The organism is Sinisalibacter aestuarii, from assembly GCF_027923545.1.
In the GTDB taxonomy this organism is placed as follows: Bacteria; Pseudomonadota; Alphaproteobacteria; order Rhodobacterales; family Rhodobacteraceae; genus Sinisalibacter; species Sinisalibacter aestuarii.
In genome coordinates this window covers 156,276-170,799 of sequence record NZ_BROH01000001.1, presented here as the reverse complement: position 1 = coordinate 170,799, position 14,524 = coordinate 156,276, and the positions used below count along the sequence as shown (strand labels likewise).

General features: G+C 67.9%; 17 protein-coding genes. 7 read left to right on the top strand and 10 right to left on the bottom strand.

Annotated features, from left to right (window positions below):
• Positions 1-16: 16 nt before the first annotated feature.
• Together QMG28_RS00905 and QMG28_RS00900 are read right to left on the bottom strand one after the other, a co-directional pair.
• Positions 17-796, bottom strand: a complete 780-nt coding sequence (locus QMG28_RS00905; RefSeq protein WP_281840274.1) for an inositol monophosphatase family protein — start codon at positions 794-796, stop codon at positions 17-19.
• The gene (locus QMG28_RS00900; protein WP_281840273.1) at positions 783-2,129 is read right to left on the bottom strand and encodes a TldD/PmbA family protein; all 1,347 of its coding nucleotides are present in this window, start codon (positions 2,127-2,129) and stop codon (positions 783-785) included. Before QMG28_RS00900 ends, QMG28_RS00905 begins: the two co-directional genes overlap by 14 nt.
• 118 nt (positions 2,130-2,247) lie before the next feature.
• Between QMG28_RS00900 and QMG28_RS00895 the strand changes: the two genes are divergently transcribed.
• From QMG28_RS00895 to QMG28_RS00885, 3 genes are all read left to right on the top strand, one after another.
• Entirely contained in the window at positions 2,248-3,000 is a 753-nt protein-coding gene (locus QMG28_RS00895; protein WP_281840272.1) for an SDR family oxidoreductase, read from the top strand.
• Positions 2,997-3,608, top strand: a complete 612-nt coding sequence (locus QMG28_RS00890; protein WP_281840271.1) for an enoyl-CoA hydratase/isomerase family protein — start codon at positions 2,997-2,999, stop codon at positions 3,606-3,608. The genes QMG28_RS00895 and QMG28_RS00890 overlap by 4 nt, the downstream gene beginning before the upstream one ends.
• Positions 3,609-3,708: 100 nt before the next feature.
• Complete coding sequence (locus QMG28_RS00885; protein ID WP_281840270.1) at positions 3,709-5,079, top strand: glutamate--cysteine ligase; 1,371 nt, start codon at positions 3,709-3,711, stop codon at positions 5,077-5,079.
• 25 nt (positions 5,080-5,104) lie between these two features.
• Here the strand turns inward: QMG28_RS00885 and QMG28_RS00880 are convergent, their stop codons facing one another.
• From QMG28_RS00880 to QMG28_RS00845, 8 genes are all read right to left on the bottom strand, one after another.
• Positions 5,105-5,566 (bottom strand): DUF805 domain-containing protein, encoded by a 462-nt coding sequence (locus QMG28_RS00880; protein WP_281840269.1) that lies wholly within the window; start codon positions 5,564-5,566, stop codon positions 5,105-5,107.
• 111 nt (positions 5,567-5,677) lie between these two features.
• On the bottom strand, positions 5,678-6,283 hold the full coding sequence (gene plsY / locus QMG28_RS00875; RefSeq protein ID WP_281840268.1) for a glycerol-3-phosphate 1-O-acyltransferase PlsY: 606 nt from the start codon (positions 6,281-6,283) through the stop codon (positions 5,678-5,680).
• 277 nt (positions 6,284-6,560) lie between these two features.
• Positions 6,561-7,823 (bottom strand): dihydroorotase, encoded by a 1,263-nt coding sequence (gene pyrC, locus QMG28_RS00870; RefSeq protein WP_281840267.1) that lies wholly within the window; start codon positions 7,821-7,823, stop codon positions 6,561-6,563.
• Positions 7,820-8,323, bottom strand: a complete 504-nt coding sequence (locus QMG28_RS00865) for a hypothetical protein (protein ID WP_281840266.1) — start codon at positions 8,321-8,323, stop codon at positions 7,820-7,822. Before QMG28_RS00865 ends, pyrC begins: the two co-directional genes overlap by 4 nt.
• Positions 8,320-8,907, bottom strand: coding sequence for an aspartate carbamoyltransferase catalytic subunit (locus QMG28_RS00860; RefSeq protein WP_281840265.1), 588 nt, complete (start codon positions 8,905-8,907; stop codon positions 8,320-8,322). The genes QMG28_RS00865 and QMG28_RS00860 overlap by 4 nt, the downstream gene beginning before the upstream one ends.
• A gap of 66 nt (positions 8,908-8,973) precedes the next feature.
• Positions 8,974-9,390, bottom strand: a complete 417-nt coding sequence (locus tag QMG28_RS00855) for a hypothetical protein (RefSeq protein WP_281840264.1) — start codon at positions 9,388-9,390, stop codon at positions 8,974-8,976.
• 23 nt (positions 9,391-9,413) lie between these two features.
• A complete protein-coding gene (locus QMG28_RS00850; RefSeq protein ID WP_281840263.1) occupies positions 9,414-9,962 on the bottom strand; it encodes a hypothetical protein in 549 nt (182 codons plus the stop codon).
• Positions 9,959-10,915, bottom strand: coding sequence for an aspartate carbamoyltransferase catalytic subunit (locus tag QMG28_RS00845; RefSeq protein WP_281840262.1), 957 nt, complete (start codon positions 10,913-10,915; stop codon positions 9,959-9,961). The genes QMG28_RS00850 and QMG28_RS00845 overlap by 4 nt, the downstream gene beginning before the upstream one ends.
• Positions 10,916-11,010: 95 nt before the next feature.
• Here QMG28_RS00845 and QMG28_RS00840 point away from each other — a divergent pair, with 95 nt between their 5' ends.
• From QMG28_RS00840 to QMG28_RS00825, 4 genes are all read left to right on the top strand, one after another.
• On the top strand, positions 11,011-11,799 hold the full coding sequence (locus QMG28_RS00840; protein WP_281840261.1) for a uracil-DNA glycosylase: 789 nt from the start codon (positions 11,011-11,013) through the stop codon (positions 11,797-11,799).
• On the top strand, positions 11,796-12,389 hold the full coding sequence (locus tag QMG28_RS00835; protein ID WP_281840260.1) for a metallophosphoesterase family protein: 594 nt from the start codon (positions 11,796-11,798) through the stop codon (positions 12,387-12,389). The genes QMG28_RS00840 and QMG28_RS00835 overlap by 4 nt, the downstream gene beginning before the upstream one ends.
• 3 nt (positions 12,390-12,392) lie before the next feature.
• Positions 12,393-12,941: a molybdenum cofactor biosynthesis protein B gene (gene moaB, locus QMG28_RS00830; protein WP_281840259.1), complete on the top strand. Its 549-nt coding sequence runs from the start codon at positions 12,393-12,395 to the stop codon at positions 12,939-12,941.
• A gap of 107 nt (positions 12,942-13,048) precedes the next feature.
• Entirely contained in the window at positions 13,049-14,521 is a 1,473-nt protein-coding gene (locus QMG28_RS00825; RefSeq protein ID WP_281840258.1) for an efflux RND transporter periplasmic adaptor subunit, read from the top strand.
• Positions 14,522-14,524: the final 3 nt, after the last annotated feature.

The following is a 14,524-nucleotide window of genomic DNA, read 5'->3' as shown; positions in this document are numbered from 1 at the left end:
GCTGCCCCGGATGGTGTCAGACCAGCCGCCGGGTGATCTCGTTATGCACCCGCGGCCCGGCGGCGACCACGCCGTTCACCCGTGGCTCGGCGGCGTTGAACCTGAGCGCCGCGCCGCGCCGGTCGGTCACACGCCCGCCCGCCTCCTCGACGACGAGCGATCCGGCGGCCACGTCCCATTCCCAGGTCGGGCGCAGCGAGAGCATCGCGTCGAACCGGCCTTCGCCCACAAGGCTCATCCGGTAGGCGAGCGACGAGCGAAACTTGCGGCTCACCTGCGGCACCTGCGCCTCGACCCAGTGCCAGGGTTCGAAATTGGTGCGCGAGGCCAGCACCGTCGCCCCGTCGAGCGCGTCGGCGGCCGAAACGGCGAGACGCGCGCCGTTCAGATGCGCGCCCTGCCCGCGCGCGGCGGAATAGAGCTTGTCGGTCATCGGCAGGTAGATCGCGGCAGCGGTCACTGTGCCGTTATCGACCACGGCAAGCGCATGGGCCCAGGCATAATCGCCTTCGATGAAGGCGCGGGTGCCGTCGAGCGGGTCGATCACGAAGGCGCGGGCGGCGTTCAGTCGGGCGGCATCGTCGGGGCTTTCCTCCGACAGCCAGCCATAGCCCGGGCGGGCAGCGCGCAGCCGCTCTTCGAGCATGTCGTTCACCGCGATATCGGCTTCGGTCACCGGCCCGGCCGCGCCGGGTTTGTCCCACGCCTTCGGGGCGCGCTGGAAGTAGCCGCGCGAGATCTCTCCGGCGGCGCGCGCGGCGTCGGTCAGCAGGGCAAGGTCGTCAGTTTCCGGCAAGCATCAACCCTTCGATCAGCAGCGAGGGCACCATGCGCGAATGGTGCGGTTCGGCATCGTTTGCGGGAACGATCCGCAGTAACATATCGAGCAGGTTACCCGCGATGGTACATTCGTTCACCGGGCGGGTGATCACACCGTTCTCGACCCAGAAGCCGGAGGCCCCGCGCGAGTAATCGCCGGTATTCGGGTTCACCGTCGAGCCGATCAGCGAGGTCACCAGCAGCCCGGTGCCCATGTCGCGGATCAGGTCTTCGCGGCTGGCGCTGCCTTGGGTGAGCGCCACATTGGAGATTGTCGGCGAGGGCGGCGCGGAGGTACCGCGCGCGGCGTTGCCGGTGCTTGCCAGCCCGAGTTTGCGCGCGGTGGCAAGATCGAGCGTCCAGCCGGTCAGAATACCGTTCTCGACGATCGCGCGCCGTTGCGTCGGCAGCCCCTCTCCGTCGAAAGGGCGCGAGCCGGAAATGCGGGGGCGGTGCGGGTCTTCGATCAGCGAGAGGTTTTCGGGCAGAACCTGCTTGCCCAGATGGTCGCGCAGATAGGACGAGCCGCGCACGATCGAACTGCCGTTCACCGCCATCAGAAGATGGCCGATCAGCGACGACGAGATGCGCTCGTCGAACAGAACGGGGTAGGTGCCGGTGGGCGGCTGGTTCGCGCCTGCGCGCGATGCCGCGCGCTCGCCCGCGATCCGGCCGATCTCTTCCGGGCTTGGCAGATCGGCCTGAAAGGTGCGGCTTTCGCCGTTATAGTCGCGCTCCATCGCCGCGCCGGTGCCCGAGATCGCGGCGAGCGAGATCGCCCGGTCGGTGCGGGCATAGCCGCCGGAAAAGCCGTTGCTGGCGGCAAGGTGAAGCTGCCGGCGGCCATAGCCTGCCGAGGTCGACTGTACCTGGCTCACCCCGTCTACCGCGAGCGCGGCGGCCTCGGCGCGGCGGGCATCTTCCTCCAGCGCGGCTGGGGCGGGTTCCGGCGCACTGTCTTCCAGCTCAAGCGCCGCAATATCCCAGTCGCGCGCAAGCTGCGACGGATCGGCGAGCCCGGCGGTCGGATCTTCCGGCGCTTCCTTCGCCATCGCCACGGCGCGCTCGGCCATCGCCGCGATGGTGGCGGGCGAGGTATCGGAGGCCGACACGCTGGCCTGCCGCCGGCCCATCAGCACCCGCAGCCCGATATCGACCCCCTCCGAGCGCTCGGCATGTTCGAGCTTGCCCTTCAGAACGTCGATGGACAGCGACGTGCCCGAAATGGCGATGGCATCCGCCGCCTCGGCGCCGGCTTTTTTCGCGGCGTCGAGAAGCTGTTGGCTGAGGGTTTCGAGCGAAATCGTCATGCGTCGTCCTTTGCGATGTTCCCCGTGAGGTAAACGCCCGCACCCCGTGCCGCAAGTGATCGGGTACTGGAATACGCTCTGGCCAGCGGCTATCCATATGAAAACGGAAGGATGCGGGATGGATATGACGGGCAAAACGGTGGTCGTCACCGGCGCGAGTCGCGGGATCGGCGAGGCGGCGGTGCGGGCCTTTGCCGGGGCTGGCGCCAATGTGGTGCTGCTTGCGCGTTCGGGCGAAGCGATTGGCCGGATCGCCCGCGAGATCGGCGACAAGGCCCTGGCGGTAACCTGCGATGTCGCCTCCTGGAGTCAGGTAAAGGCGGCGATGGATCAGGCCGCCTGGCGCTTTGGCCGGATCGACGTCCTGGTCAACAATGCCGGTGTGATCGAACCGATTTCGATGCTGCGCGGCAGCGATCCGGCGGCATGGTCGCGGGCCTTCGATATCAATCTCAAGGGCGTCTATCACGGGATGCGCGCGGCGGTGCCGATGATGCGCGAAAAGGGCGGCGGCACGGTGCTGACCGTGGGGTCGGGCGCGGCGCATAACCCGCTGGAGGGCTGGAGCCATTACTGTGCGTCCAAGGCCGCCGTGCACATGATGACGAAGGCGCTCCACAAGGAAGAGGCGCGCGCGGGTATCCGGGCGCTCACCCTCAGCCCCGGCACCGTCGCCACCGAGATGCAGCGCGAGATCAAGAGTTCCGGGGTCAATCCCGTCTCGGCGATGCAATGGAGCGACCATATCCCGCCGGACTGGCCGGCCAGGGCATTGTTGTGGATGTGCAGCCCGGCGGCGGATGCCTATCTCGGCGACGAGGTATTGCTGAACGATCCGGCCATCCGCGCGCAGGTGGGCCTGGGCGCATGATCCGCTATGTGCGCGATGGCGGGCTCTGGACCGCCACCATCGACCGGCCGGAAAAGGCCAATTCTCTGACCGGCGAGATGCTGGAGAGCCTCGCGGCGTTCGCCGGGGAGGCCGCCCGCGAAGCGCGGGTGCTGGTGCTCACCGGCACGGGCAAGGTGTTTTCCGCCGGGGCGGACCTCGACGAAGCGCGCGCCGGGCTTGCCACCAGCCCGCTCTGGGAGCGGCTCTCGGGCGCGATCGCCGGGGCGCCGATCCTGACCATCGCCGCGCTCAACGGCACGCTGGCGGGCGGCGCCTTCGGGATGGCGCTGGCCTGCGATCTGCGTATCGCGGTGCCTGAGGCGCGGTTCTTCTACCCGGTGATGAAGCTCGGCTTCCTGCCGCAGCCCTCCGACCCGCCGCGCCTGGCGGCCCTTGTCGGCCCGGCGCGGGCCAGGATGATCCTGATGGCGGGGCAAAAGATCCCGGCGGAGGAGGCGCTGGCCTGGGGGCTGGTCGACAGGATCGTGCCGCGCGAGGCGCTGGAAGAAACGGTGGAGATGCTGGCCGAAGACGCCCGCGCGGCGCGCGCGGCCCATGTGGCGGCGATCAAGCGGATGATCGGCTGACCCCGCCGCGCGCTTCGCCGCTCCCGGCGGATTGACACTTCCCGCCCGTTGCCCCACCACTTCACCGACCACGCGAACTCCCACGGCCCGGAGGCCAGATATGTCCATTCCCCAGTCCGGCGGCGGCCCGATCGAGCGGCCCGAACAACTTGCCGAATATCTCGCAAGCGGCTGCAAGCCCAAGGAAGAATGGCGCATCGGCACCGAGCACGAGAAATTCGGCTACGACAAGAAAACGCTTCTGCCGCTGCCCTATGACGGGCCGACCTCGATCAAGGCGATGCTGGAGGGCCTGCGCGATACCTATGGCTGGTCGCCGATCCACGAGGGTGGGCATATCATCGGGCTGGAACTGAAGGGCGCCAATATCTCGCTTGAGCCGGGCGGGCAGCTTGAACTGTCGGGCGCGCCGCTGGCGACGATCCACCAGACCTGCGACGAGGTGAACGAGCACCTGCGCGAAGTGCAGACCGTGGCCAACCAGATCGGTGCCGGCTTTATCGGACTGGGCACCGCGCCGGTCTGGTCGCACGAGCAGATGCCGATGATGCCCAAAGGCCGCTACAAGCTGATGACCGATTACATGGACAAGGTCGGCACGCTCGGCAAACAGATGATGTATCGCACCTGCACGGTGCAGGTGAACCTCGATTTCGCCTCCGAAGCCGACATGGTGAAGAAGTTCCGCGTGGGCCTTGCGCTGCAGCCTGTGGCCACGGCGCTCTTCGCCAATTCACCGTTCCTCGACGGCAAACCCAACGGCCACAAATCCTGGCGTTCGCGGATCTGGCGCGATCTCGATCCGGCCCGCACCGGGATGCTGCCCTTCGTCTTCGAGGATGGCATGGGCTTTGAGCGCTATGTCGATTACGCGCTCGATGTGCCGATGTATTTCGTCTATCGCGACGGCACCTATATCGACGCGCGCGGCCAGTCGTTCCGCGATTTCATGAATGGCCGCCTGCCGGCCATGCCGGGCGAAATCCCTACCCTCAGCGACTGGGCCGACCACCTCACCACGATCTTCCCCGAAGTGCGGATCAAGAAATTCATGGAGATGCGCGGCGCCGATGGCGGGCCGTGGCGGCGGATCTGCGCGCTGCCCGCCTTCTGGGTGGGCATCCTCTACGACGAACCGGCCCTCGATGCCGCCTGGGATCTGGTGAAGGACTGGGATGCCGAAACCCGCGAGGCGCTGCGCGTGGCCGCCAGCGTCGACGGGTTGCAGGGCCAGGTCGGCGGGCTGCATCTGCGTGTGCTGGCCGAAACCGTGCTCGATATCTCGCGCAGCGGGCTGCGCCGGCGCGCGCGGCCAGGCTTCGGCGGCATGGTGCCCGACGAGCGCCATTTCCTCACCGCGCTGGAAGACAGCGTGGAAGACGGGATGACGCCCGCCGACGAGCTTCTGGAGCATTACTGGGGCGACTGGAACGAAGACCTCAGCCGGATCTACGCCGAATACAGCTACTGATCCGGTCCGGCCGCCCCGGTCGTTTTCAGCCGCGCGGCACGTTCGGAACGGAAGAGGCCGTCAGCCCCTCGCCGCCGCCATAATCGCTACCGCCGCCCAGCGGGTCTTCGCCGTAGCGGTTCGGGCCGCTTGTGCCTTCGGTGGCGAACCAGACGATCAGGATGATGATCCCCACCAGCGGGATCAGCACCAGCCAGTACCACCAGCCCGACTTGTCGCGGTCATGCAGCCGGCGCACGGCGACGGAGATGCCGGGCAGCAGCGTGGCGAGGCCGAACAGGCCCGACAGGATCGGCGTATTGGTCGAGGCTTCGAAGCCGTATTCGGTTGTCACCGTGGTGCCGAACAGCACCGAGTCGATGACCGACAACACAAGGTTGGCGACGAAGACGAAGAGCACCCACCACCAGAATTCCGACCGCTGCGCGCGCCCCGAGAAGGTGACGTATTTTGAAAAACAGGTGCTGACCGATTGTCCGAAAGTCATTTTTACTGTCCCATTACGAGTTATAATTGCCCCGATGGTGCGCCCCTTCCGGGCCAAAATCAACACTCGCGTGATCCGCGCCGGCATCACGTGCGACAGGGGCTGGCGCTGTCAGGTTTTGCCGATGCGGGGCTCTTCGCCGCGCAGGAGCCGGCCGATATTGGCGCGGTGGCGCTCGAAGATCAGCGCCGCCAGCAACAGCGCCAGAACGAAAACCTCGCCCCGCCCGACCGCCAGCGCGAGCACCGGTGCAAGCGCCGCCGCCACCAGCCCGGCCAGCGACGAGATGCGAAACAGCGCCGCCGTGACAAGCCAGGTGCCAGCCGCGACCAGCCCCACCGGCCAGGCGACGGCCAGAATGGTGCCGAGCCAGGTCGCCACGCCCTTGCCGCCGCGAAAGCCGATATAAACCGGGAAGAGATGGCCGAGATAGGCAAACAGCCCCGCCGCCTGCGCCGCATCCTCGCCCAGAGCCGCGCGCGCCACCAGCACCGCGAAGGCGCCCTTGCCGATATCGCCGATCAGCGTGAGCAGCGCCGCCAGCCTGTTGCCGGTGCGCAGCACGTTGGTGGCCCCGATATTGCCCGACCCGATCTCGCGGATATCGCCAAGGCCGAAAAGCTTTGCCCAGACCATGCCGAAAGGGACCGAGCCGAGCAGGTAGCCGAGCAGGGCGGTCAGGGCGAGAAGCGGGATCGGTGTGGTGATCTCGGGCATGCTTTTCTATCCCCCGGCGCAGGGGGTTTCGGCAAGCGAAAAGGGGCGCTGTCTGCCCCTTCGGCCTGCGCGCCCCGGCGGTATTCTGAACAGAGAAGAAGAGATCGCCACGATATGCCGGGCTCATGGTGCCATGGTGCAGGCTGAGGAGCCTGTGACCGTGGCGGAGAAGCCCCCGCCCCCGCCCGCCGGCGGGGGGTGGACCGGCCATGCCCCTTTCTTCGTTCTTCAAATACCTCGGGGGGTTTGGGGGGCAGCGCCCCCCAACGGGTCGGCGTCAGCCGAAAACCCGTGTGCCGCCCACCCAGGTGCCAAGCACCTTGCCCTGCATCCGGGCCTCGTCGAACGGGGTGTTCTTCGATTTCGAGTGCAGCGTGAAGCGGTTGAGCACGAAGGGCGCATCCGGGTCGAACAGCACGAGGTCGGCGGGCGCGCCCGTGGCGAGTGTGCCGCCGGGCAGGCCGACCCGCCGCGCCGGGTTCATCGACAGCGCGCGCCAGAGCACCGGCAGCGTGATCGCCCCGGCATGAACCAGGCGCAACGCGGCGGGCAGCAGCGTTTCCAGCGCCACCGCGCCCGAGGCGGCCTCCTCGAAGGGCAGGCGCTTGGATTCCTCGTCCTGCGGCGTGTGCATCGACGAGATCACGTCGATCAGGCCGGAGGCCACCGCCTCGACCATCGCCATCCGGTCCTCTTCCGAGCGCAGCGGTGGCTTCAGCTTGAAGAAGGTGCGGTAATCGCCCACGTCGAGCTCGTTGAGCGTGAGGTGGTGGATATTCACCCCGGCGGTCACGTCGAGCCCGGCGGCTTTGGCGCGTTCCAGCACCGGCAGGGCGACGGCGGTGGAAAGGTTGTCGGCGTGGTAGCGCGCGCCGGTCATCTCGACCAGCGCCATGTCGCGCTCCAGCCCCATCCGCTCGGCCATCGGAGAGACGGCAGGCAGCCCGCGCAGGCTGGCGAACTTGCCCGAGGTTACCGCCGCGCCATGGGTGAGCACCGGTTCCTGCGGATGGGCCATGACCAGCGCGCCGAGCTGGCGGGCATAGGACAGCGCGCGGGAGAAGACCTTGGCGTCGGTTACCACATGGTCGCAATCGGTGAAGGCCACGGCACCTGCATCCATCAGAAAGCCGATCTCGACCATCTCACGCCCGGCGCGGCCCTTGGTGAGCGCGGCCATCGAATGCACCCGCACCGGCGCCACTTCGCGGGCGCGGCGGGTGACGAAATCGAGCACTTCGGGCGTGTCGATGGCGGGCGTCGTATCGGGCCTGGTGACCATCGTGGTCACCCCGCCCGCCGCCGCCGCGGCCCCGGCAGTGCGGAAGCTTTCCTTGTGCCGCTCGCCCGGCTCGCCCACCTTCACGCCGATATCGACGATGCCGGGGGCAAGGCATTTGCCGCCGCACTCCACCACCTCGCCCGCCGGGGCGAGATCGCGCCCCAGGATTACGCCGTTTTCGACGGTGAGCGAACCGGGCGTTTCGGTTCCGGTTTCCGGGTCGATCAGCCGGGCATTGGTGAAGGTAATCGTGGTCATGCTCCCCCCTCGATCTGGCGGATCAGGATGTCGCGCGCGGCGGCGCCGTCGTCAAGCCGCTCGAAGCGAAGCGTGGCGTCTTCGTCCGAGACGATCACCGTGCCGCCCCTGAGCGATACCGCCACGCCGGGCCTGAGCGCCAGCTCGGTCAGATAGGGGCCGGTAAGCGCCAGCGCCCGGCGGGGGGTGATGCCATAGGCCGTCCGCCCATCGCGGGCGCGGGCGCGGCGGCGGTCGAGCACGGTCAGGCGCAGACCGGCATAGGTAAACAGCGCGGCAAGCGTGAGGATACCCAGAACGAGGGGCCGCGATCCGGGCAGATGGCCGCGAAAGATTGCGACATACCAGGAGAGCACGGCCAGAAGCAGCGTAGCGGTGAACAGCGCCGCCGCGAAGGCCGTGGCTTTCAGGGGCACCCGGCGGCCGGGCCGCGGGTGGCCGCTCCACAGAAGCGCTTCACCCGGGGCGAGTTGCGCCGCGATGTCGGGGCGGGCGCTCATGCCTCCGCCTCGGGCGCCTGGCTGCGCTGCACCTTGCGCATCAGGCCATAAACCTTGCCGGAATCGTCGATCCGCTCGAAGCCGATATCGACGGAATAGCTCCGCCCCTTGTTGCCGCGCCGGTCCTCGCGGGCGAAATACACCGTGCCGGGGATTTCCTCACGCCAGGTGAGGCGGGTCTCGGGTGTGATCGCATAGCTGGCGAGCGACCGCCCTTTTACCGGCAGATCGGTCGCGATGAAGGCGCGCCGGTCGGTCAGCGTATACCAGGTGTGCCGCCGCTTCATTGTGCCCCAGTAGGTGGCGTTGAAGATGATTGCGAGGCCGGCGGTGAAGTGGATGAGGCCGAACATCCAGAAAATCCCGCCACGCCGTGCCGCCATGACCATCCAGAACAGCGCGAAGCCTGCAAAGAACAGGCCGAAGAGTGTCATCGGAATCTGGCTCAGCCGCAGGTGAAACGCCTGATCGGGCCGCCCCTGCCAGAGAATGCGCTCTCCGGGGTCGAGAATTCCTTCCCATCCCGCGGGCACGTCGCGCAGTTTCACCCCGGCCGGATACGGCTGTTCACTGGTCTCGGTCATGGTGTCGCCCAAGCTGATTGCGGCCCCTGTCCCGTATAGGCGGGCTGGCCGCGCCGGGCAATGCCGCTAGCTGCGCCCCATGATCGTTGCCGCCACGGCCTTCGGGTCCGGCTGGTACTTGATCATGTATTTGTCGCCCTTGCGGGTCACCACCTGCGCCGCCGAGAAGATGGTGCGCACCGTTTCGATCTCGGAGCGCGGAATCGTGAGCCCGGCGGGCGTGATCAGCCGGCGGTCGGTGAGCTGCCAGGTCATGCCCACCTGTTCGGAGGCGACATAGACGCCACGCACCGCGATGGCGAGCACGGCGCCGACGGGGCCGACCCAGTAGTTCGCGTCGCCCAGCCAGATCAGCACCAGCGCCGCCCCGACCGAGCCGATGGCGGCGAGCATCACATGCTCCTTGATATAGGTGGTCAGGTTGCCGCTGAACCGGGCGACGAGGGTTTCGCCATCGGCGAGGGCAGGCAGGGGGCTGGGCATGGGCGGCTCCGGGTGAGGGCGGATCAGGTCAGCGCAAGTACGAGAACGACGAGCGCGACCAGGGCGGCAATCGTCAGGATGAGCCCGCGGCGCGTATCGGGCGCGGGGGCGTTGGCGGGCGGGATATGGCCCCGGGTGCTCGCGCCCGGCGCGAAGGGCGTGGCGGGGGCAAGGCTCTGGTGTTCGGCATAATGGCCGATGAAATTGGCGGGCCGCGCCGGCGTGAATCGCCCCGGCCGCTCGGTCAGCGCGGCGGATTGAACGAGCGCCACGGTGCCGCGGATCATGTCGAGCTTGCCGGCATCGGCATTGACCTGATCGGCGTCCATCCCGATTGCGTCGATCAGGAACTTGCGCAGGCCCTCCTTGCCAAGATCGCCCGCCTCGAACACGCTCACATGGCCCGGCTCAAGCGGTCCGGCGCCGAGCGCATCCACAAGCGGCCAGTCGCGCGGGTTGCCGGGGCGCGGCGGCTCCCAGCGGTCGGCCTCGTCGGAGGTGACGAAGAGGGTGAAGAGCCAGGCTTCGCGCAGGCCCCGGTCGGGGCCGAAATCGAGGGGATCGCCGCTCATACCAGCACATTCCGGGGCTCGGGCGCCTCGCGCAGATTGCGGGCGAGCAGCTCCATCGCCGCCATGCGCACGGCCACGCCCATCTCGACCTGTTCCTGAATCACCGAGCGGTTGATGTCGTCGGCGATTGTGCCGTCGATCTCCACACCCCGGTTCATCGGGCCGGGATGCATCACGATGGCGTCGGGTCTGGCATGGGCCAGCTTCTCGGCATCCAGCCCGTAACGGTGATAATATTCGCGCTCGGACGGGATGAAGCCGCCGTCCATCCGCTCTTTCTGCAAGCGAAGCATCATCACCACATCGGCCCCCTCCAGCCCCTCGCGCATGTCGTCGTAGACCTCGACGCCAAACTCCTCGATCCGGCTCGGCATCAGCGTGGCCGGGCCGACGAGGCGGACGCGGTTTTCCATCTTGCCGAGCAGGATCAGGTTCGACCGCGCCACGCGGCTATGCGCGATATCGCCGCAGATCGCGATGGTGAGCCGGTGCAGCCGGCCTTTTTCGCGCCGGATGGTCAGCGCGTCGAGCAGCGCCTGCGTCGGGTGCTCGTGCTTGCCGTCGCCGGCATTGAGCACGGCGGCGTTGACCTTTTCGGCCAGCAGGTTGACCGCGCCGGAATGCGGGTGGCGCACGACCAGCAGATCGGGATGCATGGCGTTGAGGGTGAGCGCCGTGTCGATCAGCGTCTCGCCCTTTTTGATCGAGCTCGCCTGCATCGACATGTTCATCACATCCGCCCCCAGCCGCTTGCCGGCCAGCTCGAAGCTGGCCTGGGTGCGGGTCGAGTTCTCGAAGAACATGTTGATCTGGGTCAGGCCCTGCAGAACCTTCGAGCGCTTCTTGGGCTGGCGGTTGAGATCGACATAGCTTTCCGCGAGGTCGAGAACCGTGGTGATCTCGTCCGGCGCGAGCGGTTCGATGCCGAGCAGATGGCGGTGGCGGAAGGTCATGGGCGGCGCTCCCCGGTTTTTCCGGGTGATAGCCCCGGCGCGGGCCACGGGCAAGGGCGCTGGCGGGCCGCCGGAGCATGGGATAGCGTCGGGGCATGGATTCGGCGCAGGACTGGCACAGCGCGAAGGCGCTTCTGGAATGGTATGTGGAGCTTGGCGCGGTGGACGCGGTGGGCGACGCTGCCGTGGACCGCTACGCGCTGGAAGAGAGCGCGCCGAAAGCGGCCAAACCCGCCGCTGCCGCCGCGCCGCCGCCACCTGCGGAACCGCCAAAGCTGGATCATGCCGCCGAAGCCGCGCGCCTTGCCGCCGGGGCGCAAGACCTCGATGCGCTGGCCGGGGCGATGTGCGACTTCGACGGGCTGGAACTGAAGAAGGGCGCGCGCAACTTCGTCTTTGCCGATGGCAATCCGGCGGCGAGGGTGATGATCCTGGGCGAAGCGCCGGGCGCGGATGAAGACCGGATCGGCCGCCCCTTCGTTGGCCGGGCCGGGCAATTGCTGGACAAGATGCTCGCCGCCATCGGGCTCGACCGCGAGAGTGCCGATGCCGACCGTGCCGTCTACATCACCAATGTCCTGCCCTGGCGCCCGCCCGGCAACCGCACGCCGACGGCGGAGGAAGTGGCGATGATGGTGCCCTTCGTCACCCGCCATATCGCGCTGGCCGACCCTGACGTGCTGATCCTGATGGGCAATACCCCCTGCGGCGCGCTCATCGGGCGCAGCGGCATCCTGCGCATGCGCGGGAACTGGACGCAGGCGCTGGACAAGCCGGTGATGCCGATGACCCATCCGGCCTATCTGCTCAGAAACCCCGCCGCCAAACGCGAGGCCTGGGCCGACCTTCTTGAAATTCAGGCGAAGCTGAGGGAGACCCCATGAAAATCCTGGCCTTTTCCGATCTGCACATGGCGCGCGCGCGGGCCGAAGACATTGTGGCTGCGAGCCGGGTGGCCGATCTGGTGATCGGCGCGGGCGACTTTTGCAACATGCGCAAGGGGATCGCCGAGGCGATGGGCCTGCTCGACGGTATCGAGAAGCCGCTGGTGCTGGTGCCGGGCAACAACGAGAGCCTCGAAGAATTGCAGATGGCCGCGCCCGAGGGCGCGCATGTGCTGCATGGCACGAGCGTGGAGATCGTGGGTGTGACGATCTTCGGCATCGGCGGGGGCATCCCCGTTACCCCGTTTGGTGCGTGGAGCTGGGATCTCACCGAAGACGAGGCGGAAGAGATGCTGCAGCGCTCGTTCGGGGCCGATGTCCTCGTCTCGCATTCGCCGCCCAAGGGGATTGCCGACCGCACCGCCGATGGCATCTCGGTCGGCTCCGTCGCCGTGCGGATCGCGGCCGAATGGGTGCAGCCCAGGCTGCTGCTCTGCGGCCATATCCACGATTGCTGGGGCGAGGAAGGCATGATCGAAGAGACGCTGGTGAAGAACCTCGGACCCACCGTGAACTGGTTCGAGGTCTGAGCCATGAACCAGATCACCGACAGCGCCACGCGCGACTTCATTCCCGTCCGTATCGCCATTCTCACCGTGTCGGACACCCGCACGCTGGCCGATGACCGCTCGGGCGATACGCTCGTGGCACGGCTGGAGGCGGCGGGGCATGTGCTGGCCGACCGCGACATCGTGAAAGACGACCGGGGCGCGATTGCCGACAAGCTGCGCGCCTGGTCGCTCGACCCGGAGATCGACGTGGTGATTTCCACCGGCGGCACCGGGCTGACCGGGCGCGATGTGAGCGTCGAGGCGCATCGCGACGTATATGAGAAGGAAATCGACGCTTTCGCCACGATCTTCGCTCTGGTGAGTTTCCAGAAGATCGGCACCAGCGCCGTGCAGAGCCGCGCCACCGGCGGCGTGGCCAACGGCACCTATCTGTTCGCGCTGCCCGGCTCGACCGGCGCCTGTAAGGACGCCTGGGACGAGATCCTCGCCGCGCAGCTCGACTATACCCATCCGCCCTGCAACTTCGTCGAGATTTTTCCCCGTCTCGACGAGCATAAGCGACGGAAATAGCCGGCAGGGCCGTTCAAGCCTGTAACGGCTATGTCAACTCTGCCCGATTGCGCCGATCAAAAGCCGCGGTAAGACTATCGGGAAACCCAAACGGGAGTGGTTCCTTAATGCGATTTCTGCGCCGCAGCCTGGCCGGTCTGTTTCTTGTTGCCCTGACGATAGCCCTGCTTGCGCTGGCGGGCGAAACCCTGCGCAGCGCCATCCAGGAGCGGCTGGCCCGCGAAAGCGATCAGGGCACGGCGCGCGAGCGGGTCTACTCCGTCAACGTGATGACCGTCGAGCCGGGCGAGATCGTTCCGGTGCTGGAAGCCTTTGGCGAGGTTCGGGCGCGGCGCACGCTGGAACTGCGCGCGCAGGTGGCAGGCTCCGTCGTCGAGCTTGGGCAGGGGTTCGAGGAAGGCGGGCGCGTCGAGGCCGGGCAGCTTCTGCTGCGGGTCGACCCGACCAACCTGCAGGACAGTCTGGCGCTCGCACGCACCGATCTGGCCGAAGCCCAGGACGAGCAGCGCGATGCCGGGGCGGCGCTGGACATCGCCCGCGATGACCTGGCCAGCGCCCAGAGGCAGGCCGAGCTTCGCGCCCAGGCCCTGGCCCGGCAGCAGGATCTGGCCCAGCGCGGCGTGGGCACCGAAGCCGCGGTGGAAACCGCGGCGCTTTCGGCTGCCAGCGCCGAGCAGGCCGTGCTGTCGCGCCGCTCCGCCCTCGCTTCGGCCGAAGCGCGTGTCGCGCAGGCCGAAAACACCCTTGCCCGCCGCCAGATCGCGCTGGACGAAGCCGCGCGCCGTCTGGCCGAGACGGAAGTGCGCGCCAGCTTTTCCGGCACGCTCGCCGATGTCGCCGCCATCGAGGGGCGTCTGGTGACGGCCAACGAGCATGTCGCCACCCTCGTCGATCCATCGGCGCTGGAAGTGTCGTTCCGGTTGTCGACCGCGCAATATGCCCGGCTGCTGGACAGCGACGGCGCGCTGGTGCCGGCCGATGTCTCGGTCCGTCTTGCCGTCTCGGGGGTCGATATCGAGGCGGTGGGCCGGATCGACCGCGAGAGCGCGGAAGTGGGCGAGGGGCAGACCGGGCGGCTCCTGTTTGCCCGGCTCGAAGATGTGCGCGGCTTCCGGCCCGGCGATTTCGTGACCGTCGAGATTCGCGAGCCGGCGCTGCGCGGGGTGGCCGAACTGCCCGCCAGCGCGCTGGGCGCCACCGACACGGTGCTGGTGCTGGGCGCGGAAGACCGGCTGGAAGAAGTGTCGGTCACGGTGCTGCGGCGGCAGGGCGAAACGGTGCTGGTGCGCGCCGGCGATCTTGCCGGGCGCGAGGTGGTGACCGAGCGCACGCCGATGCTGGGCGCCGGGATCGGGGTGAAGCCCTTCCGCCCCGGCGCGGCTGCCGCGCCGGCCCAAAGCCAGCAAGAGAACATGACGATGATCGCGCTCGACGACGAGCGGCGCGCGAAACTGATCGCCTTCGTCACCGAAGAGAACGCCATGCAGCCCGCCATGCGCGAGCGGATGCTGTTTCGGCTGAACCAGCCCGAGGTGTCGGAGCAATTCGTCCAGCGCCTTGAGCAACAGATGGGGGAATAGCAC